Raw genomic sequence first — 21828 nt, 5'->3', positions numbered from 1 at the left:
AAATAGAAATGAAAAATAAATTTTTAATAGTATTATTTGCTCTAGGATTAGTGCAAATGTCATGTAGTGATTATTTAGACGTTAATGAGTCTCCAAATAATCCAACAAAAGAAAGTGTCCCAGCTAATTTAATATTAGCTGGTGCAATGGAAACAATCTACCCAACACAAAGTAATACCATGAATAGATTAGGTAATGCTTTTATGAATACATGGGGGCCAAATGTAAATTCTTTTACAGGAGGATTTGCTGATGAATTTTCTCTAGCAATTGATAACACATTTTATGCTGGTATATGGTCAGGATTATACTTAGGTATTTATCCATTTCAAACAATTATTGATAGTGAAGGAAATGATTTTAATAATCACAAAGCTATTGCAATGATTATGAAAACATTTTACATGCAATATATTGTAGATTTGTATGGAGATGTTCCTTATTCTGAAGCATTCAAAGCAGGTGATAATTTAACACCAAAATATGATGATGACCAAGCGATATATCGTGATTTAATCGTTCAATTAAATGCTGCAATTGCTTTAATAGATTCGAACTCTGGATCTGCAGTTGGTGATGAAGACATTATATTTGGTGGTTCTATGGCAACTTGGAAAAGTTTTGCTAATACACTTAAAGTTAAAATTTTAATTAGAGAAGCTACAAGAGCTGAAACAAATTCTGATTCACAGACTTATTTAAACGATCAGTTTGCTTTATTAGCAGGAGAAACATTCTTTACAGATGATGTGACTATCAATCCAGGTTATAGTAATGCAGAAGCTGCACAGCAAAATCCATTTTTTGGTACCTATGGAGAAGATACTAATGGGAACGTCACAACTACAAACAACTTTATTAGAGGATCTGAGTATGCAATCCAATTTTTACAAGGTTCTACTACAGGAGTAAATGATGCACGTTTAGGAAGAATTTATAGACCTAATAGCGCTGGTAACTTTGTAGGAATTAGACAAGGTGAAACAACAGCCGCTACTCCATTATCAGGTTTAGGTGCTGGATTACTTGTAGGATCTAGTCAGGATGGTTATTTAATGACTTCTGCTGAGGCTTTCTTCTTATTAGCTGAAGCTTATGAAAGAGGCTATTTAGCTGGAGATGCTGCAACAGCATATAATAGTGGAATAGAAGCATCTTTCAACTTATTAGGAGCAACAGGAGCTATGACATATTACAACCAACCTTCTATTAGTTATGCTGCTTCAACTAACAAAATTGAGTCTATCATGACTCAAAAATGGATTGCTGTTAATGGTATTAACGCAATAGAATCTTGGATTGATTACACTAGAACTGGTTTCCCTGTAGTTCCATTACCAACTACAGCTCAATTCCCTGACAAACCAAATAGATTAATGTATCCAAATTCTGAGTTTTCAGGAAACGCTGCTAACGTGCCAGCCCAGACACAAGCAGACGCTTTTAATACAACAATTTTCTGGGGTAACTAAAAAAAAGAAAAATTATGAAAAAATTTAAATTAATGACAGCAATGTTCATGACTGCTATTTTAGCTGTGTCATGTATCGTAGACGATGAAGTTGATAACGGATTCGCTGCTACACCAAGAGTAGTAGGTTTCCCTACATCATTTGCATCAGTAGCATATTTCGAAGATTTAGGTGGGATTGAAAGAGAATTTCCAGTAAATCTAATTGGAGGTGCTGATGGTTCAGTTTCTTCTACACCAATAACAATCAATTACTCTGTTGATGCTTCAAGTACAGCAACAGAAGGTGTTGAATTTGATTTTGTAAATACTACAAATTCAATTGTTATACCAGCAGGATCTACATTTGCAAACATTCCAATTATTGTAAACACTGCAAGTTTAAATCCGACAATGAAAACGACTTTAACTCTTAATCTTACTTCGGTAAGTGAAGCTGGAGCAGTTGTATCAGCATTAAATAGTAAATTCGATATTATTTTTGTTGGATGTCAATCTAACCTAGACAGTTTTAATTACACATGTGCAGTATCTAGAGATGATGGTGCAATGTGGAATCATGGTGTGCAAGGATTTACAGTTCAGGATATTAACACATTTAAGTCTCAGACTACAGGTGGATGGCAGCAAGGAACTATTGCTCCAGACCAAGGTATGACGTTTATTGATATTTGTGGAGATATTACAGTACCATTACAAGGATTAGCTCAAGGATTCTATAGTAATGAAGTTAAAGGATTAACTTCAGATGGAACAGATGGAGAAGTTTTCGATAATGGTGATGTTGAAATCGTTTATCAAATAGGGTTTGCTGCAGGAGATAGAGTATATACTAACTATTATACCAAATTATAATTATGAGAAAACTAACAAATATGAAAACAATTTTTGCAGCTTTATTAGTTAGTGCTGCATTTACATCATGTATCGATGATGATCAAGAATATACATTTTCTGATAAACCAGAAGTAACAATTGTTGGTCAAACATTAAATACCATAGAAGAAGGCCAGACAACTACTGTTAATTTAAGATTAGCTTATGGTTTAAGAGAAGATGTAAACTATAAATTAGAATTAATTAGTGGAGGAACTAACGATGATTACTTTGTTAGTGATGCAGATGGTAATGATGTTGGCGCTACAACTGCTGAAGATGGTTTAGGTCTAGAAGGTTATGAAATCACTATTCCTGCAACACAAACAGAAGTGGCTTTTAACATTACAGCAACAAAAGACTTATTTGACGAAGATACTGAGACTTTAGTTTTTAAACTAAGAAGTACTGGTTCTGGACTAGGTTCTATTGGTGTAAATGATACTTTTGAAGTTGAAGTTACAAACTTTACTTCTGACAATTTTGGACTAATATTAGATTGGGAAAGTGACATCACTTACGAAGTCCTAAGACAAAATGTTTTAGGAACAACTGCTGATGATGAAACTCTAGAAGTTGAAGGTCATGGATGTGACTTAGCAGATTTTGATGTTTACTTAACTAGTTTTGATGCTTATGCTTTTACAGGGAACTGTCCTGAATTCTTAATTGAAACTGTAGATCCAAACTCTTTAGCGACAAGTGTTTTAGCTGATGGAACATACACAGTAGAAGTAGATTTTTGGGATTTCTTTCCAAGTTTAAGTGCAACAAATAATGATGTATTAGTTACTGATTTTACATTCCCAATGACTTTAACTTTGGCTAAAGTTGGGCAATTTAATGCAGTATTAGATTTATCATCTGAATACTCTGCATTTGATGGGTCAAGTAATAATGGTGGTAATGGTGTAAGATCTGTTGCAACTATTGAAGTAGTAAATGGTAAGTATACTGTTTACAATGCATCTGGTGAGTTAGTTGCTGCTGAGTAATTAACGATTAAATTACAAATAATCATAAAAACGCCTGATTTGTATCAGGCGTTTTTTTATACTTTTACGTCATGGAAAAAAGCACGCAAATATTTGGACTTAGAGCAATCATTGAAGCAATAAATGCTAATGAAGCTATTGATAAAATCTTTCTACAAAAAGGTTTAAGTGGTGATATTTATAAAGAATTGGAAGACACCATTAAATCCAAAAGACTAAATGCGTCATACGTACCTGTTGAGAAATTAAATAAGCTAACAGATAAAAACCACCAAGGAGCAGTTGCACAAATTGCGCCAATAGAATTTCATGATTTAGATAATTTGTATGAAAATGTAATACAAACAGAATCTAAACCTTTGTTTTTAATTTTAGATCAACTAAGCGATGTAAGAAATTTTGGTGCAATTATTAGAACTGCAGAATGTACGGGAGTAAGCGGTATTATTATACAAAAAAAGGGAGGAGCTCCGGTAAATGGAGACACCATTAAAACCAGTGCAGGTGCTGTTTTTAAAATTCCAATTTGTAAAGTTGACCATATTAAAGATGCACTTTTCTTTTTTCAGGCAAATGAAGTAAATGTAATTGCTGCTACTGAAAAAACAGAAAAATTAGTGTACGATATGGACTTTAATTTACCGTGTGCTATCATTATGGGTTCTGAAGGAAAAGGAATAAACCCATCAGTTTTAAAAATGGTAGAACATAAAGCAAAACTTCCTCTAAAAGGCAAGATTGAATCTTTAAATGTTTCTGTAGCTTGTGGTGCTTTTTTATATGAAGCTTTAAGACAACGCTTATAAATTATCTTTAGATTTGTAAATATATTTATAAGTTGTTCCGTAAGAAGTTTGAGTTGATGTTTCATTAGTATCTGTGCTTTCAAACTCATCCTCCTCTACTTCGATTTCAAAAAAATAACCGTTTTCGTCAAATTGTTTTAAAAAGGGATCTTCTTCTTCTTTAAAATCTTCTGTTTCCCAAACAAACTGTTCCTTAATATAAAGGTTTTTCTTAAAGATTAAAGACAACATAGTTCCCACAATAAAACCACTTAAATGGCCTTCCCAAGAGATTTGCTCTTCAATTGGTAACGTATACCAAATCATACTTCCATATATAAAAACCACCACTAAGGATAAGGCAATAAGCCGGTAGTACTGAGTAAAAATACCCTTAAAAAATAGGAAGCTAAACAAGGCGTAAATTAAACCACTTGCACCAATATGGTAACTTTCTCTTCCTATGATCCATGTTAAAATTCCTGTAAAAAGAATAGAATAACATAAAATTTTTAAAGCAATAGACCTATAAAAATAGAACAAAGCTAAACTTAGTATTAATAAAGGAAATGTGTTACTATATAAGTGGGATATATCACTGTGAATAAATGGTGATGTAAAAATTCCTAATAAGCCTTTAATCGACTTAGGATAAATACCAAGATGATTAAAATTTAAATTCCATCTCACTTCTATGGAATAGATAAGCCATATAAGTGTAACCAACCCTAATGGATAAAGTAAGGTATTTAATTGGATACTATCAGACTTATGTTTCATAACTCTAAAATATCAAAAAAAGAACCAATAATTAAAAAGTGAATTATTGACAGTATATTTAATTGATAAATAGTTAATTTTGAATATGAACACGCCATTAGCAGAACGTTTACGTCCAAAAACTTTAGAAGATTATATAAGTCAACGCCATTTAGTTGGACCAAAAGGCACGTTATCTCAAGTTATAAAACAGGGAATTATACCTTCTATTATTTTGTGGGGTCCACCAGGAACAGGTAAAACTACCTTGGCTCATATTATTGCCGAAACATCCAAACGTCCATTTTTTGCTTTGAGTGCTATAAATTCTGGTGTGAAAGACATTAGAGATGTTATAGATAAAGCAAAACAAAGTGGAGGACTATTTACAACCAAAAATCCAATTTTATTTATAGACGAAATCCACAGGTTTAGTAAATCTCAACAAGACTCTTTATTACAAGCTGTTGAAAAAGGTTGGGTGACTCTAATTGGAGCAACTACAGAAAATCCTAGTTTTGAAGTAATTTCAGCACTATTATCACGCTGTCAGGTTTATATATTAGAGGCTTTTAATAAAGAAGATTTAGAACGAATTTTAAACAGAGCACTAAGCGAAGACGTTATTCTTTCAAATAAAGATATTACCTTAAAGGATACTAAAGCCTTATTAAGACTTTCTGGCGGAGATGCCCGTAAACTATTAAACGTTTTTGAATTGGTAATAAACGCTGCCACAGAAGATCCTATTATAATTACGGATGAATTGGTTTACGATAAAGTTAAACATAGTCCAGCTAAATATGATAAAACAGGTGAACAACATTATGACATCATTTCTGCTTTTATTAAATCCATTCGAGGTAGTGATCCGAATGCTGCTTTATATTACCTAGCACGAATGATTGAAGGCGGTGAAGACGTTAAATTTATTGCCAGAAGACTAATAATACTTGCAAGTGAAGACATTGGTAATGCTAATCCTACTGCACTTATTATGGCAAATACAACATTTCAGTCGGTTGCTGTAGTAGGTTATCCAGAATCGCGGATTATTTTAAGTCAAACAGTTATTTACCTAGCATGTTCTGCGAAAAGTAATTCTGCCTATATGGCTATTAATGAAGCCCAAAAATTAGTAAGAGAAACTGGAGATTTGCAAGTTCCGCTTCATTTAAGAAATGCTCCTACTAAATTGATGAAAGACATTGGTTATGGTAAAAATTATGGTTACGCCCACAATTATGCCAACAACTTTGTGAGTCAAGAATTTTTACCAGATAGTATAACAGATACAAAGATTTATAATCCAGGAAATAATCAAAGAGAAAAAGCACTTCAGGATTTTTTAAAAAACAGATGGCAGGATAAATACGGCTATTAATTAAAACTAATTTCTAACACTTTAAGGTTTAAATCGCCTTTAGATCTATCTGCTAATACCCATACTGCTTCTTTTTTATAAATAATGGCTTGCATATCTTTAACCATATAGAGCTCTTCTCTACCCGTATATAAGATAATATAAACCAATCTACCTTCAGAATTAAATACTTGAAAATCTGAAATAGTATTAGGTACTAGCGTTGCGTTATATGATTTTACTAAGTTTATATCTGCATCTACACCTTGAGTACCCATAGGTTTTATTTGTGTTTCTTTTTTGGGAACTGTGGATATTTCTACTTTTGGATCATTACCTTGACTACTTTCCGTATTAACTTTTTCTATTTTAGGAATATAGTTATAATTTAATGAAGATAAATCTTTCAATGAAGCTCTTAAAGCTTCATTATAGGCTACAATATATTTTTTATCTCTAGATTCACCATATTGAGATGTGTAAACTACTTCATCTCTACAATTTTTTAATTGAATAGCTACCTTAGTTTGAAAAAAACCAGATTCATTTAAGAGCTCTGCATTCAACACTAAACAATTATTTTTAAAAGCATCTTCAGGTAAATTGGATTTTCCAATAAAAGATATAAACCCATTTTCATTAAATAAATAATTTGTTAAACCATTAAGACGGTATTGATCTGCCACTTTCATTTCTTCAAATTTTTCAGGCACCAAAATGTATTTATAGTCATTTAAATCTTGACTATAAGTAATAGTGATAATTGATATAAAAAGAAAAGCTGTAAGTGCAATTTTATTAAGTAATTTCATACTATAAGTAAGTTTTAATTAAAGATAAATGGTTAACCGTTTTAATTCCGTTTTGTGATTCTTTATTTTTAGGATTGAAAAAAATAGCGTCCAATCCTATATCTATTGCTCCTAAAATATCTGCTTCAAGACTGTCTCCTATCATAATACTGTTAGTTTTAAGGGCTTCTGCTTTATGTAAAGCGAAGTTAAATATTTTCGGGTTTGGTTTCTTAACACCAACCATTTCAGCATCTGTAATAGTTTTAAAATACTTTGCTATCCCTGATTTATTCATCTTTAAACTTTGAACTTCAGTGAACCCATTGGTTAAGATATGTAAGTGATATTTGGTATGTAGATACTCTAAAATTTCTAAAGTTCCATCAAATAAAAAATTGTATTGGGTTAAGTATGTAATATAGTCTTCTGATAAGATACGAATTAAATCATCTGAAGCATCAAAATTAATTACATCTAAAGCTTCCTTAAGTCTATTAAACCTTAGGTCGTCTTTGTTAATTTTATCTTCTCTATAAAGCTTCCAATATTTTAAATTAATAACTTCATAACCTTCTAAAAATTTTTCAACATCTATGTCTAATTTATGTTTCTCAAAAAGATAAATAAAGGTTAGTTTAGAATTTTTATCGAAGTCCCAAAGTGTGTGGTCCAAATCAAAAAATATATGCTTAATATGTTTCATTTACAGATTTCAATATCGTTTTAAATAATGCTTTAAAATGCTGCCATTTTGGCTCGTCGCTAAACGTGTAACTATGATAAACTGGTACAAAAGTTCCATTAACCGCTTTTACCTCAGCCATTAGTTTTTTTATTTTCTGCTCTTTATCTAACAGCGAGTTGATTTTTAATATGGAATGATCTAAAAAGTGAAAGCTATTAATAACTAAAGGTGTTTGTACTTCATAATCCAAATCATAAAACAAAAAAGGTGTACAAGTACCTGCTCTAAAACCTATATGATTTATATAACCCATAGTAAAATCACTAAAAATCTCTAATTCTACTAAATTTCTATAAGATTCAGGCAGGTTTACTTTTGAAAAAGATTGCCTACAACCAGATAATGTTTTATTGGTAACAGCTTCCAAACGTAATTTTTCTTTTTTTAACTCTTTAATATCGGTTAAGGCATTAAAGGTGGTTTTTAAACCAACCTGGCAATAATCACACACATGTTTTATTAAAGAAATAAAGTTTTGGTTTTGAATATTAATAGATTGGTCGTATGTAGTATAGTCGCCCACTAAAAAGAAAAAGACAAATTTAGTTTTAGCTTTTTTTTGCTGATTAATAATGTATTTGTACGTATCGTACGGGTCTCTTTTTAGACCTATTAAAACCGAAAAACGTTTGTAAACTTCACTAAATTTTAGTTGAAACACATCATTTAATACTCCAGTAATGGTATTAAAAAAACCAATGTGTTTAAACTTATAAGCTTTAGGAATATCTATTATAGGCTTTACAGTATAAGTTCGTGTTGGAAATTGATAATCTGGATAAAATTCTTTGAGAAGCTCTAAAAATTTATAAGCCCAAATATCTACAACTGGCTGCTCAAGAAAATTATTTTTATATGCTAAGCTTTCGGAAGCCATATATCTACCAAATTCGTCTTTTACATGTGGTTGGTATTCTTCATAGCGTGTTAGTAAATAAAAACTAGCCGCAAAAATATCAAAAGGTAAATGACCATTTTCTCCATTAAAAAAAAAGCATTTAGTCTTATCCCAATCATGTACTCTAAAATCTAGGTCATTCAAACCTTGTTCAAAAAGTAAATCATGAGATCTTACATGCAACTCTTTACCCAAAGCCTGTTTGGAATAAGACATTTTTAGTGAGGTGTGCCCTATAAAAGCCTCTATAGTGGTTGTAAACTCAACAGGAATATTTAAAATACGTGTACAAACTTGCTTAAAAGCATATTTTACTCTAGGGGTAATGTCTGTCGTGTAGATTAAAAGCATTTTAAATATTTATACTGTAAAAATAATAAATTACAACATTAATAGCGTTCTAAAATGTTTTTATAACAAAGCTTCGTCTGCAAAACTAAAATAGGTGGTTTCTGTTATAATAATATGGTCTAGCACTTTAATATCTAAGCTTTCTGCTGCCACTTTAAGTTTTGTAGTAATTTGTTTGTCTGCTTGACTAGGTTGTAATGTTCCAGAGGGATGATTATGTACTAAAATTAAAGCAACAGCGCCAAACTGCAACGCTTCTTTTAAAACCAATCGTGTATCTACCAATGTACCAGTTATCCCACCTTTACTAAGCTGAGACTTATGTATAACCTTATTGGAATTATTTAAATAGATAATCCAGAATTCTTCATGGGGCAATTCGCCAATTATGGGTTGCATAAGTTCAAAAACAGATTTGCTTGAAGTTATTTTATCTAAAATAAGCGCCTCTTCTACTCTTCTACGTCGTCCCAATTCTAAAGCTGCAACAATACTTACCGCTTTAGCTTCGCCAATACCCTTAAACGTCATTAACTCGTTAACCGTTAATTTTCCTAAGGCATTTAGATTGTTATTTGTAGAAGCTAGAATACGCTGGCATAAGGCTACCGCACTTTCTTGTCTATTACCAGAACCAATTAAAATAGCAACTAACTCTGCATCGCTTAGTGCTGTTTTCCCTTTTAAAACTAGTTTTTCCCGTGGTTGATCGGTTTCAGACCAGTGTTTTATAGAAAAAGGTGTTTTCTTTCCTTCCATGATTTAAAGTTAATTCTTTTTTTATTTCTGAAACAGATTCCGTTTTTATTTATGTAATTTTAAAACATAAAAATGATCTGTTATGACATCTATTTTTGAAGATAAAGCCCACAAAGACATAATTTCTAGAATTCATAGTTTAGAAGAAAACTCTCAACCACTTTGGGGGAAAATGAATGTCTCACAAATGCTACATCATTGCCAGGCACCATTAAATATTATGCTACAAAAAAAAGATTATGGTTTAAAACCTTTCTGGCTAATAACACTATTCTTTAAAAAATCTCTTTATAACGATAAACCTTGGAGAAAAAATTTGCCTACAGCCAAACAACTTAAAGTTAATAGCACTAAAGATTTTAGCTCCGAAAAAAAACAATTATTAAGTCTGGTAGAAGAAGTTATGCTACATAAGGATAAAACCAGTTGGGAACCGCACCCAAGTTTTGGTACGTTTACGTCACAACAATGGGGACAACTTCAGTTTAAGCATTTAGACCATCACTTAACACAATTTGGCGTCTAATTCTATTTCAATTTAAAAAACTACAACCGTGTATCCTCCAAAACACTATCAGGAATTTAAAAAAGAAACGCTAATTGAAATTATTAAACGCTATCCATTAGCCACAGTAATTTCAGTAGATAAAAACCGCCCTTTTATTACACATTTACCGCTTATTTATAAAGATGATGTGATTTATGGTCATATTGATAATCAAAATTCACAAACCTGTTTATTAAAAAATAATAACGAGGTTACTTTAATTTTTTCTGGTCCACAAAGTTATATTTCGCCTAGTTTATTTAACAGCAAACAGTTACCAACCTGGAACTATATAAAATTACACATTACTGGAACAGTTTCTAAAATTGAAAGTAATGATGCTATAAAGCAAAGTATTGTAGAAATGACCGAAGTTTTAGAAGCACCAGAACATAATTACCGTTTAAATTTAGATGATGAGCGTATGGCGTATTTGGTACAATACATTTCGGGGTTTAAAATTGAAAACTTACAATGGGAAGGCAAGCTTAAAATGTCTCAGGATAAGCCTATAGAAGAATTTGAAATTGCAAAGCATCATCTCATTCAAAGTCAAAATAACTCCATAGAAAGTTTTATTAATCAAATATTAAAACAGTAACTTATTAAGATGACAGAATTTCAAGAACGTCGTTTACGTATTATTGAGACACAAATACAATCTCATCATTACACAAAAAATTATTTTAAGAGAAATTGGCTTTATATTTTAATACTAGGTCTTGTGATTTCTTTCTTTGTGTTTTTTATGACCAACTTATCTGAAATTGAAAAAGCACACAAAATGGAACGAGCGGTTAATGAATTTTATGCTTACAACTTTGGTATAGGTACCTTTTGTTTTATTATAGGTGCTGCCGTTTTGGGACATATCTTATTTAATTTGCAATTAAATTTTTTAATTCAACGCTTAAAAAAAGATAAAGAAACCATGCTTAAAATTATTAATAAAGAAAAACTAGAGTTTACCCGTTTTGAACATTTTGATGAGATTGGCGAGGAAGATTAAACTATTTACAGTAAATTTAAATATAAAAAACTCTAATTATGAATCAAATTATTGTAAAAATTCCTAAATGGTTTTGGGCTTTAGCTATTATAGCTTTATTATGGAATCTTATGGGTGTTATATCTTTTTTTGCACACACATTTATTACAGATGAAGCTATAGCGCAATTGCCCGAAAATGAAAGAGCTCTTTATGGTGAATATCCTATTTGGACCACTATAGTATTTGCAATAGCAGTATTTTTTGGGCTTTTAGGTTCCTTGGGGTTATTATTAAGAAAAAAATGGGCCAAACTGGCTTTTATAATTTCTTTGTGTGGTATTATCCCACAAATGATTCATAATGTTTTTTTTACCAAATCCATTGAAGTTTACGGACCTGGTCAAGCTGCAAGTATGCCTATAATGGTTATTCTTTTTGCAGTGTTTTTAATCTGGTTTTCTAATTATGCTATTAAAAAGAATTGGTTAAACTAGTGTTTATTAAATTTACTTAATCAAACCTTTTACCTCGTCAAAATCTAAACCTCCATAGTTACCAGAACTCATTAACAACAAGGTTTTATTTTTAAAATCCTGATTGAATAAATAGGTTTTAAAAGCGTCTGGATTGGTATAAATAATTAAGTCGTCCCGTTTAAAAGCCTCTGCAATTTGTTGCTCGGTCACTTCTTCTAATTGCTTTATTTCTACTGCGTGAGGACTGTAAAACACAACAGCAACATCTGCAGCGTCAAGTGCGCCCTTATACTCCTTTAAAAATTCAGCATTTAAACTACTATAAGTGTGTAACTCTAAACATGCTAATAAAGTTCTATTTGGGTACTGCTCTTTTACAGCATTGGTAGTTGCTTCTACTTTACTTGGTGAATGAGCAAAATCTTTATAGGCAACGCTAGTAGAACTTTCTGCAATTTTTTCTAAACGTTTACTGGCGCCTTTAAATGTAGAAATGGCCTCATAAAAATCGTCCTCATCTATACCCATATGTTGACAAATCCACTTAGCTCCAGCTAAATTATTTAGGTTATGCTTTCCAAATACTTCAATTGGCATTGGACCTTCAGGAGTTTCTAAAAGTGTTTCTCCGTTTTCAACTGTATATTCTGGAGTTTGGTAAGCAATTTTACGAATAGGATTTTCACTTGCTTCCACAATACGCTTAACAGCTTCATCTTCTTCATTATAATTAATGCTTCCGCCCTTAACGATACTATCTACAAAGATGCTAAACTGTTCTTCGTAATTTTCTATAGTTGGAAATACATTTATATGGTCCCAAGCTATACCACTTAATAAAGCAATATTAGGTTTATATAAATGAAACTTTGGTCTTCTATCTATTGGAGAACTCAAATACTCATCGCCTTCAAGAACCATAAAATCGTTGTCTTCGGTAAGTTTGACCATAACATCAAAACCTTCCAATTGTGCACCAACCATATAGTCGACGTCTCTATCATGATAATGCATGACATGAAGTATCATTGAGGTTATAGTTGTTTTTCCATGAGAGCCACCAATAACTACACGCGTTTTATGTTTGGATTGCTCATATAAAAATTCCGGATAGCTATAAATTTTAAGGCCTAAGCTTTGTGCTTTTAACAATTCAGGATTATCGGCTTTTGCATGCATACCTAAAACAATTGCATCAAGCTTTTCAGATATTTTTTCTGGAAACCAACCAAAATTTTCTGGTAGCAATCCACGAGACTCTAAGCGAGATTTTGAGGGCTCAAAAATAGTATCGTCACTACCACTAACATGATATCCTTTTTCATGTAATGCTAATGCTAAATTGTGCATAGCGCTTCCTCCTATAGCTATAAAATGTACGTTCATGACTATTAATTGGTATTTCTATCTAAAAAAATTAAGCAAATCTTAAGTTTAAACTTTACGGTAATTTTAATTTATGCATTTAAAGATTTCCAAAGCATATCTTTTAATTCGGTTAAGCCTTGTTGTGCTACAGAAGATATAAATATATAAGGAACAGGTAATTCGTTATCCAATTCCAATTTCATTTCTGCCTTTAATTCTTCATCTAACATATCGCATTTAGAAATTGCAACAATCCTTTCTTTATCTAGCATTTCTGGATTATAACGGCGCAATTCGTCTAACAAAATATCATACTGCTTCTTAATATCTTTAGCATCTGCTGGAATTAAAAACAATAGAATTGAATTACGTTCTATATGTCTTAAAAAGTAATATCCAAGCCCTTTTCCTTCTGCAGCTCCTTCAATTATACCAGGAATATCTGCCATAACAAAGGTTTGAAAATCTCGATATTCTACAATTCCTAAATTTGGTTTTAAAGTGGTAAACTCATAATCGGCTATTTTAGGTTTTGCTGAAGTTAAAACAGATAACAATGTTGATTTTCCTGCATTTGGAAACCCAACTAAACCAACATCTGCTAACACTTTTAGCTCTAAAGTGATATATTTTTCCTCTAAAGGAATACCAGGCTGTGCGTATCTTGGGGTTTGATTGGTAGAACTTTTAAAATGCCAGTTTCCTAAACCACCTTTTCCACCTTCAGCAACTATACGCTCTTCACCTTCTTCAGTAATTTCAAATAAAATTTTATCGCTTTCAGTATCTCTTACTACTGTACCTAAAGGCACATCTACGTAGATATCCTCTCCATCGCCTCCACTACTTCTTCCACTACTACCATGTTCTCCATGACCAGCGCGTATGTGTCGTTTAAACTTAAGATGTAATAAGGTCCAAAGATTTGGATTAGCTCTAATAATAACATGTCCTCCTCTACCACCATCACCACCATCTGGTCCGCCTTTAGCTATATATTTTTCACGATGTAAATGCGAAGATCCCTTTCCTCCATTACCAGAAGATACCTGCATTTTCACATAATCGACAAAATTTCCTTCAGTCATTTTTTCCTTTAATTTAGTCTATTATTGGTTTAAAAATTAAATTTCTAAACCTAAAGCTTTATTTAAAGCTTATCTATAACTTTGCTAATGCGATTTGTTATATCTGAAATACTACCAACTCCATCTACGCCATAGTATTTGTTTTGTTTTGAATAAAACTCTTTTAAAATAGATGTTTCATCATAATACACCTTAATTCGGTTACGGATAACATCTTCGTTCGCATCATCTTTTCTACCACTGGTTTTACCACGTTTTAATAAACGCTGTACCAAAACCTCATCGTCTACTTCAAGAGCAATCATGGCATTGATTTGAGAGTCTTTTCGAGACATTAACTCGTCTAAAGCCTCTGCCTGAGCATTAGTTCTAGGGAATCCATCAAATATAAAGCCTTCAGCATCACTGTTTTTTTCAACTTCTGCCTCAAGCATATCTATAGTCACCTGATCTGGAACTAATTGTCCTTTATCAATATATGATTTTGCTAGAGTTCCTAAGGCTGTTTCATTTTTCATATTAAAACGAAACACATCTCCTGTAGAAATATGCACTAAGTTATATTTATCTTTTAAAAATTCTGCTTGTGTACCTTTTCCGGCTCCTGGAGGGCCAAATAAGACTAAATTTGTCATGTGTGTTGTGTTTTTTATTTGATATACTTCAGGTAAATCTCTACCTAATCCATTGTAATCTAAACCATAACCAACTATAAATTCGTTAGAAATGGTCATGCCAGTATAATGAATTTTAAAATCTTTTTTATAAGCTTCTGGTTTAAAAAATAAACTGGCTATTAAAAGCTGTTTAACGTTTTCATTTTTAAATATGCGATGGACTTCATTTAATGTATTTCCAGAGTCTATAATATCTTCCAGAACAACAACAGTTCTATTGGTTAAATCTTGAGTTAATCCAATTAAACGTTGTATATCTTCAGAAGATTTTACCCCTTCATAAGAAGCTAATTTTATGAAAGTAACTTCGCAAGGTTTTGGGTATTTCTTTACAAAATCGCTTACAAACATAAACGACCCGTTTAGTATACCCACAAAAACCGGAATTTCATCTCCTAAGTCTTCTGCAATGGTTGCAGCCATTTTAGAAACTGCCTTATCAATGTCATTAGCCGTTTTAAAAGGCTTGAAAAACAAGTCGTCTAACTTAATGGTTTGCATAGGTTTAGTTTAAGGGTTCAAAGATAGGTAATTGCTTCAGCTTATTCTAAAATTTCCCCTTTGTTTTTAATAGTAAGATTAAATAGAAATCTTTACTTTTGTGTTTAACTTTAGCTTTATGAATTATTTTTCTTCAGACTTTAAATTAGGTATTTTAGGCGGTGGACAATTAGGTAAAATGTTACTTTATAATACCCGCAAATTTGACATTACAACTTTTGTTTTAGACCCTAATGAAGAGGCTCCAGCAAAACTAGCTTGTAATACATTTATAAAAGGCGATTTATTAAATTATGACGATGTTTATAATTTTGGTAAACAAGTCGATTTAATAACTATTGAAATAGAAAATGTAAATCTTGATGCTTTAGAGCAATTAGAAAAAGAAGGCAAAAAAGTTTATCCAAGCCCCAAAACTTTACGAAAAATTCAAAATAAAGCCACACAGAAATTATTTTATCAAGACAACCACTTACCTACTGCGCCATTTAGTCGTTTTGCTTTTTTAAGTGAAGTGGAAGATGCCATAAAAAATGGAGGAATTGAGTTACCTTTTGTATGGAAAAGTGCACAATTTGGATATGACGGTAATGGTGTTAAAATAGTTAGAACCGTAGGCGACTTAAAAGATTTACCTAAAGGTGAATGTATTGCGGAGCAATTGGTTCCTTTTAAGAATGAATTAGCAGTAATTGTGGCTAGAAATGCTTCTGGAAAAGTAAAAACATATCCTGTGGTAGAAATGGAATTTCATCCTGAAGCCAATCAAGTTGAATATGTTATTTGTCCGGCAAGAATTGCTTTAAATATTCAACAAAAAGCACAAGAGATCGCTTTAAAAACAAGTGAAGCTTATAACCACGTTGGGCTTTTAGCTGTAGAGTTATTTTTAACTCAAGAAGACGATATATTAATTAACGAAGTGGCACCAAGACCTCATAACTCTGGACACCAGACTATTGAGGCGAGTTTTACTTGCCAATTCGAACAACACATGCGTGCCATTTTAGATTTACCATTAGGAAGTACTGAAAATAAAGTAGCCAGTGTTATGGTAAATTTAGTAGGTGCCGAAGGTTATACAGGAAATGTAGTTTATAAAAACATAGAAACTATTATGTCTTTAGATGGTGTGACGCCGCATATTTATGGAAAACGGGAAACAAGACCTTTCCGAAAAATGGGACATGTTACTATTATAAATAAAGAAGTTGATAAAGACAGAGCAATTGCACAAACTGTTAAAGAACAAATTAAAGTAATTGCAGGATAAGGCATCTTATTGTAAACCTAGAAGTTTTATAGCATTATTATAGTTTACTAATTTTACAACATTACTACAACCTGTTTTTGTATAAATATTTTTTCGATGTGTGGAAACAGTATGCGATGAAATATACAATCGCTCGGCAATTTGTTTAGTTGATAATCCTTGACTTAATAAATCTAAGACTGCTTTTTCTTGCTTAGTTAAACTTTTAAACTCACTCCAGCTTATTGGTGATTTATGCATAAGTCTTAATAAAGAATTGTAGATTTTAATCATAATAGTTTTGTTTATTTGTAGTCGCTAAAGTCTTTACTTTTCGAATTTGAAACCTCTAGATACAGGAACAACATCTCCATTAGACATAAATACTTCTGTACTACCATATTGTTTAATATAATTCTGATTAACTATATAAGAGCGCTGACATTTAACAAAATTTGGAGGTAACTGTTGTTCCATTTCAGAAATTTTACCGCGTACAAATTCCTTTTTTGATGTGGTATGTAGGTTTAAATAATGTCCATCGGATTTTATATAAATAAGCTCACTCAAATACACTTTAGTTTTATTTTTAAGTATAATGTGGTCGTTATGGACTAATGATTTTACATTTTCTAATTCAGTCTTCGTTTTTTCATTCTCAATGTTTAGAAACTCATTTTCTTCATTTAAACGTTTTTTATTTCTATCACTCTTTTTCCAACGAACGAACGAATATAAAGCCAATAAAAAAACGGCAAATAATAATATGCTATAGACAATTTTATTTTTTTTGAACGTTTTTTTAAAAGAGGATAGCTCAACTATTTTTTTATCCTTTTCTTTAACTTGGTAAGCAATATCTATCTCATAGAAATTACTATTCTTCCGAAAGTCATCTATAAGTAGGTTCAACTTTTCTAAGCGTAAATCTTGTTCTTTTAAATTAACAGAATCATTTAACCCGGAATAAGCATTACCTTTTATTATAGCAAAAATTCGTTCGATTTTTATTTTAAACTTAGTGTTTTTTACTTTTGAAGCCTTATCTATATAATGTAATGCTTTTTCATATTGCTTTCTATAGTTTTCATTTACACTTAAATTTATAAAACTATAAACCTGGTTTAAAGTATCCTTATTTTTTTCTGCTAAATACAAAGCCTCAAAGAGCGTAGCCTCAGCGTTTAAATATTGTTTTTGACTGGTTTGAAAATAACCTAACCCAATTAATACAGAGATTTTAAATAGATTATTAGTCTTGTAAAACTCACTATTTTGAATGGCTTTAATATCTCTATTAGCTAAATTATATTTAGTACTATCTAGAAAATAATCTTTAAACTGTTCATATTTTATTTTCGCAAACCATTCATCAGAAACATCATTTTGTGTGAGTGTTTTTAACTCTCCTAGGAAAAAACGTCTTTCCTTTTCATAATCTGTTTTACTAGACTCTACTTTATGCAGTTTAAAAAGTAGTTCTCTAAACATTTGTTCATCAAAAGTTTGTTGAGCTTTTTCATATTCATAAACTTTAAAATAAGTAGCATAAGCAGAGTCTTCACAATTTATATTTTGATACTGTTCTGCAATGTCAAATTGTTTACTTGGATTAAATGGTTTGTTTTTTTGAGCTTCTTTTAAACGCACAATTTGTTTCAGCTCGTTCTCATAGAAATAATCGTATGAAATAGAATCTATCGGAACCTGCTGGGCTACGACAAATTGTGCAAATAATATGAAAATTAGTTTTTTCAAAAGACTTAATTACAATCTCCAACTACACCGCCATCTTGTCCGTGTCTCGGTTCAACATCTTCAGGAAAATCAATCGTTTTATCTAATGGGATAGCATCTACAGGAAATACTTTACCTCTATTATATAAATTACAACTTAAACCAAAGCGTTCAAAAAGTGTTTTAAATTTAGAAATCACTTTAGCATCCAAAGAACCTTCCACGTCATTTATAAAATTATAAACTCTATAGCTGTTTGGTAAATCTAAAGGTTCTATAGAATTTGAAAGACTATATTTTAAATAAGGCAAGGTGTGATAAATAACTGCAGTTTCTCCGTTTCCATTTTTAATTATTACTCTAAAAGTGTTCATTATTTTAATTTTAAATATTAGTTTTTGTTTTTAAATATAACTATTTAACATTTGGCAGATTACATAAATAACAGATCAATATCAATTCTAAAACTACAGGATTTGATTAAAAAAAACGCCTCTACTTTTAAACAAAAAGCAAAAGCGCTTTTACGTTGGTTAAACTAAAACAATCGATTACACAAAAAATAATACGCTTATTCTTTTTCCAAATCTCTAACAAAATCAAGGTCTGCACAAAAAAATGTCATAGAATGCAGATTATATATCACGAAATGCAATTTCAATTTATAGATCCTATTTAAAAAAATTATAAACTATAAAACAAAGTGGCAAAAAGATTTTAAAAGTTTATTTTTGTAAGACACATTTTACATTAAAAACCATGAGTAAAGTAGCCATAGTAATGGGAAGCAATAGCGATATGCCAGTCATGCAAGACGCTATCGATATTCTAAACGGATTTGATATTGAAATTGAAGTGGATATTGTATCCGCACATAGAACACCAGAAAAATTATTTGATTTTAGCATGAATGCCCATAAACGTGGTATATCTGTAATAATTGCTGGTGCAGGTGGCGCAGCACATTTACCTGGTATGGTTGCATCTATGTCGCCTTTACCAGTTATTGGTGTTCCTGTAAAAAGCAGCAATTCTATAGATGGTTGGGATTCTGTATTATCTATATTACAAATGCCTGGTGGTGTTCCAGTTGCTACTGTTGCATTAAACGGAGCTAAAAACGCAGGTATTTTAGCTGCTCAAATTATTGGCGCTACAGATAAATGTGTATTAGACAAAATTATAACTTATAAAGAAGGCTTAAAACTTAAAGTTGAAGAAGCTGCAAAAAGCTTAAAGTCATAAAACATTCTAGTTAAAAACCTATTAAAGCCCATTTTTGGGCTTTTTTTTATTTATATCTTTACCTAAAACAATAACATTACATGAGTATTTTAACTTCTACATTTAAAACCCCTTATAATTCAGCTCCTTTTAATCAAATTAAAACTGAAGATTTTAAACCTGCAATCCTTCAACTTATTGAGGAAGCTCGAGAAGAAATTAAAGCAATAACGACTAATCATGAAGCTCCAACTTTTGAAAATACTATTGAAGCTTTAGAGTTTTCTGGACAACAATTAGATCGTGTAACCAGCATTTTTTTCAATTTAAACAGTGCCGAAACCAATGACGAGATTCAAAAAATAGCTCAGGACGTTTCTCCATTATTAACCGAATTCGGTAACGACATAACTTTAAATGAAGCCTTATTTGAACGCGTTAAAACCGTTTATAACAATAAAGAACAATTTAATTTAACACCAGAACAAACGACCTTATTAGATAAAAAGTATAAGAGTTTTTCTAGAAATGGTGCTAATTTAAATGAAGTGGATAAAACAAAACTTCGTGAAATCGATAAAAAATTAGCCGCTTTAAAATTAAAATTTGGCGAAAATATTTTAGCTGAAACCAATAAATTTCAACATTTAGTTACCAATGAAGAGGAGCTAAAAGGATTACCAGATGGCGCAAAAGAAGCTGCCAAACAATTAGCAGAAGCTAAAGATTTGGAAGGTTGGCTATTTACGCTAGATTATCCGAGTTATATTCCTGTAATGACGTATGCCGAAAACAGAGACTTACGCAAAACCTTAAGTTTAGCTTTTGGAAGTAAAGGATTTCATAACGACGACTTAGACAATCAGCAAATCGTTTTAGACATTGCAAATTTAAGATACCAACGTGCTCAATTATTAGGTTACCAAACGCATGCACATTTTGTGTTAGAAGAGCGTATGGCAAAAAATCCGGAATCCGTAAAAACGTTTTTAAACGAGTTGTTAGAAAAGGCTAAACCAGCCGCACTAAGAGAATACGACAATTTAAAGATGTTTGCCAAAGAAACCGATAATTTAGAGGATTTTCAAAAGTGGGATTCGGGTTTTTATGCGGAAAAGTTAAAGCAAAAATTATTCAATTTAGACGATGAAAAACTTAAACCTTATTTTAAGTTAGAAAATGTTATAAATGGTGCGTTTACGGTTGCCGAAAAATTATTCAACTTAGAATTTCATGAAATAGACTCTGTAGATAAGTATCACGAAGATGTGTTAACCTATGAAGTCACCAATTCTAATGGCGATTTTATCGCTCTTTTTTATGCTGATTTTTTCCCAAGATCAGGAAAACGAAATGGTGCTTGGATGACAAGTTACAAGCCACAATTTGTAAAAAATGAGGAAGAAGAACGTCCACACGTATCCATTGTTTGCAACTTTACAAAACCAACAAAAACAAAACCTTCTTTATTAACATTTAACGAAGTAACGACCTTGTTTCATGAATTTGGTCATGCGCTACATGGTATGCTTGCAAACACAACGTATCCTAGTTTATCTGGTACCAGCGTCTTCTGGGATTTTGTGGAACTACCAAGTCAGGTCTTAGAAAACTGGTGTTACGAAAAAGAAGCCTTAGAGTTATTTGCTACGCATTATGAGACTGAAGAAGTTATTCCAATGGAATTGATAGAAAAAATTAAAGAAAGTGCTACATTTCATGAAGGCATGCAAACCTTAAGGCAATTAAGTTTTGGTTTATTAGACATGTCGTGGCACGCTGTAGATCCAAGTGACATAACCAATGTAAAAGCGCATGAAACTATGGCTTTTGAAAACACCAAACTGCATCCTGACGTAGAAAGTAACTGTATGAGTACAGCTTTTGCACACATTTTCCAAGGTGGTTACAGTTCGGGCTATTACAGTTATAAATGGGCAGAAGTATTAGATGCAGATGCTTTTGAATTTTTTAAAGAAACAGGCATCTTTAATTTGGAGACTGGGACTAAATTTCAAAAATACGTGCTTAGTCAAGGTGGTACGGTAGATCCAATGACACTTTATAAAAACTTTAGAGGAAAAGAACCTAACCCAGATGCTTTATTAAGACGTGCAGGGTTGATTGAGCTGAAATAGAAGCTAAAATAACATTATTAAATAAGTCATTTC

General features: G+C 31.6%; 23 protein-coding genes. 12 read left to right on the top strand and 11 right to left on the bottom strand.

Annotated features, from left to right (window positions below; translation table 11 throughout):
• Positions 1-8 precede the first annotated feature (8 nt).
• The 4 genes from C7H52_RS00875 to rlmB all read left to right on the top strand — a co-directional run bounded on the left by C7H52_RS00875 (position 9) and on the right by rlmB (position 4148).
• The gene (locus C7H52_RS00875; protein WP_106461992.1) at positions 9-1472 is read left to right on the top strand and encodes a SusD/RagB family nutrient-binding outer membrane lipoprotein; all 1464 of its coding nucleotides are present in this window, start codon (positions 9-11) and stop codon (positions 1470-1472) included.
• Positions 1473-1486: 14 nt separating this feature from the next.
• Positions 1487-2326 carry a hypothetical protein gene (locus tag C7H52_RS00870; protein WP_106461991.1) on the top strand — a complete coding sequence of 280 codons (840 nt, stop codon included), beginning with the start codon at positions 1487-1489 and terminating at the stop codon, positions 2324-2326.
• Positions 2327-2346: 20 nt separating this feature from the next.
• Positions 2347-3342, top strand: a complete 996-nt coding sequence (locus tag C7H52_RS00865) for a hypothetical protein (RefSeq protein WP_146129991.1) — start codon at positions 2347-2349, stop codon at positions 3340-3342.
• A 71-nt stretch (positions 3343-3413) separates the two neighbouring features.
• Positions 3414-4148, top strand: coding sequence for a 23S rRNA (guanosine(2251)-2'-O)-methyltransferase RlmB (gene rlmB, locus C7H52_RS00860; RefSeq protein WP_106461989.1), 735 nt, complete (start codon positions 3414-3416; stop codon positions 4146-4148).
• Here the strand turns inward: rlmB and C7H52_RS00855 are convergent.
• The gene (locus C7H52_RS00855; RefSeq protein WP_106461988.1) at positions 4143-4907 is read right to left on the bottom strand and encodes a rhomboid family intramembrane serine protease; all 765 of its coding nucleotides are present in this window, start codon (positions 4905-4907) and stop codon (positions 4143-4145) included. The genes rlmB and C7H52_RS00855 overlap by 6 nt on opposite strands.
• A gap of 85 nt (positions 4908-4992) precedes the next feature.
• On the opposite strand from C7H52_RS00855, the gene C7H52_RS00850 reads away from it, so the two are divergent.
• Entirely contained in the window at positions 4993-6270 is a 1278-nt protein-coding gene (locus tag C7H52_RS00850; RefSeq protein WP_106461987.1) for a replication-associated recombination protein A, read from the top strand.
• On the opposite strand, the gene C7H52_RS00845 is transcribed toward C7H52_RS00850, so the two are convergent.
• Genes C7H52_RS00845 through radC form a run of 4 tightly spaced genes read right to left on the bottom strand, consistent with a single transcriptional unit; the run spans position 6267 to position 9796 of the window.
• A complete protein-coding gene (locus C7H52_RS00845) occupies positions 6267-7061 on the bottom strand; it encodes a hypothetical protein (RefSeq protein ID WP_106461986.1) in 795 nt (264 codons plus the stop codon). The genes C7H52_RS00850 and C7H52_RS00845 overlap by 4 nt on opposite strands.
• A 1-nt stretch (position 7062) precedes the next feature.
• On the bottom strand, positions 7063-7746 hold the full coding sequence (locus C7H52_RS00840) for a YjjG family noncanonical pyrimidine nucleotidase (protein ID WP_106461985.1): 684 nt from the start codon (positions 7744-7746) through the stop codon (positions 7063-7065).
• Positions 7733-9037 carry a polysaccharide deacetylase family protein gene (locus tag C7H52_RS00835; RefSeq protein ID WP_106461984.1) on the bottom strand — a complete coding sequence of 435 codons (1305 nt, stop codon included), beginning with the start codon at positions 9035-9037 and terminating at the stop codon, positions 7733-7735. Before C7H52_RS00835 ends, C7H52_RS00840 begins: the two co-directional genes overlap by 14 nt.
• A 60-nt stretch (positions 9038-9097) precedes the next feature.
• Positions 9098-9796, bottom strand: coding sequence for a RadC family protein (gene radC, locus C7H52_RS00830; protein ID WP_106461983.1), 699 nt, complete (start codon positions 9794-9796; stop codon positions 9098-9100).
• A gap of 82 nt (positions 9797-9878) precedes the next feature.
• On the opposite strand from radC, the gene C7H52_RS00825 reads away from it, so the two are divergent.
• The 4 genes from C7H52_RS00825 to C7H52_RS00810 are packed head-to-tail and all read left to right on the top strand — an operon-like array spanning position 9879 to position 11828.
• Positions 9879-10322 (top strand): DUF1569 domain-containing protein, encoded by a 444-nt coding sequence (locus C7H52_RS00825; RefSeq protein WP_106461982.1) that lies wholly within the window; start codon positions 9879-9881, stop codon positions 10320-10322.
• 28 nt (positions 10323-10350) lie between these two features.
• Complete coding sequence (locus tag C7H52_RS00820) at positions 10351-10944, top strand: FMN-binding negative transcriptional regulator (protein ID WP_106461981.1); 594 nt, start codon at positions 10351-10353, stop codon at positions 10942-10944.
• Between the two features lie 9 nt (positions 10945-10953).
• Positions 10954-11352: a hypothetical protein gene (locus C7H52_RS00815; protein ID WP_106461980.1), complete on the top strand. Its 399-nt coding sequence runs from the start codon at positions 10954-10956 to the stop codon at positions 11350-11352.
• A gap of 38 nt (positions 11353-11390) precedes the next feature.
• Complete coding sequence (locus C7H52_RS00810) at positions 11391-11828, top strand: hypothetical protein (RefSeq protein ID WP_106461979.1); 438 nt, start codon at positions 11391-11393, stop codon at positions 11826-11828.
• Positions 11829-11840: 12 nt separating this feature from the next.
• Here the strand turns inward: C7H52_RS00810 and C7H52_RS00805 are convergent, their stop codons facing one another.
• The 3 genes from C7H52_RS00805 to C7H52_RS00795 all read right to left on the bottom strand — a co-directional run bounded on the left by C7H52_RS00805 (position 11841) and on the right by C7H52_RS00795 (position 15444).
• Positions 11841-13196, bottom strand: a complete 1356-nt coding sequence (locus C7H52_RS00805; protein WP_106461978.1) for a UDP-N-acetylmuramate--L-alanine ligase — start codon at positions 13194-13196, stop codon at positions 11841-11843.
• 71 nt (positions 13197-13267) lie between these two features.
• Complete coding sequence (gene obgE / locus C7H52_RS00800) at positions 13268-14266, bottom strand: GTPase ObgE (RefSeq protein ID WP_106461977.1); 999 nt, start codon at positions 14264-14266, stop codon at positions 13268-13270.
• Positions 14267-14328: 62 nt separating this feature from the next.
• Complete coding sequence (locus C7H52_RS00795; protein WP_106461976.1) at positions 14329-15444, bottom strand: adenylate kinase; 1116 nt, start codon at positions 15442-15444, stop codon at positions 14329-14331.
• A 118-nt stretch (positions 15445-15562) separates the two neighbouring features.
• Between C7H52_RS00795 and C7H52_RS00790 the strand changes: the two genes are divergently transcribed.
• Positions 15563-16717: a 5-(carboxyamino)imidazole ribonucleotide synthase gene (locus C7H52_RS00790; RefSeq protein ID WP_106461975.1), complete on the top strand. Its 1155-nt coding sequence runs from the start codon at positions 15563-15565 to the stop codon at positions 16715-16717.
• Positions 16718-16723: 6 nt separating this feature from the next.
• Here C7H52_RS00790 and C7H52_RS00785 read toward each other — a convergent pair whose 3' ends face one another.
• Genes C7H52_RS00785 through C7H52_RS00775 form a run of 3 tightly spaced genes read right to left on the bottom strand, consistent with a single transcriptional unit; the run spans position 16724 to position 18807 of the window.
• A complete protein-coding gene (locus tag C7H52_RS00785; protein ID WP_106461974.1) occupies positions 16724-16990 on the bottom strand; it encodes a response regulator transcription factor in 267 nt (88 codons plus the stop codon).
• A 33-nt stretch (positions 16991-17023) separates the two neighbouring features.
• Positions 17024-18454, bottom strand: coding sequence for a LytR/AlgR family response regulator transcription factor (locus tag C7H52_RS00780; protein ID WP_106461973.1), 1431 nt, complete (start codon positions 18452-18454; stop codon positions 17024-17026).
• A 5-nt stretch (positions 18455-18459) separates the two neighbouring features.
• A complete protein-coding gene (locus C7H52_RS00775; RefSeq protein ID WP_106461972.1) occupies positions 18460-18807 on the bottom strand; it encodes a hypothetical protein in 348 nt (115 codons plus the stop codon).
• 385 nt (positions 18808-19192) lie between these two features.
• Between C7H52_RS00775 and purE the strand changes: the two genes are divergently transcribed.
• The gene (gene purE / locus C7H52_RS00770) at positions 19193-19678 is read left to right on the top strand and encodes a 5-(carboxyamino)imidazole ribonucleotide mutase (protein WP_106461971.1); all 486 of its coding nucleotides are present in this window, start codon (positions 19193-19195) and stop codon (positions 19676-19678) included.
• Positions 19679-19758: 80 nt separating this feature from the next.
• Positions 19759-21795, top strand: coding sequence for a M3 family metallopeptidase (locus tag C7H52_RS00765; protein ID WP_106461970.1), 2037 nt, complete (start codon positions 19759-19761; stop codon positions 21793-21795).
• Positions 21796-21828 lie beyond the last annotated feature (33 nt).

It is taken from the genome of Aurantibacter aestuarii (assembly GCF_003008425.1).
GTDB lineage: Bacteria > Bacteroidota > Bacteroidia > Flavobacteriales > Flavobacteriaceae > Aurantibacter > Aurantibacter aestuarii.
This window is presented reverse-complemented; position numbering and strand designations above follow the sequence as displayed.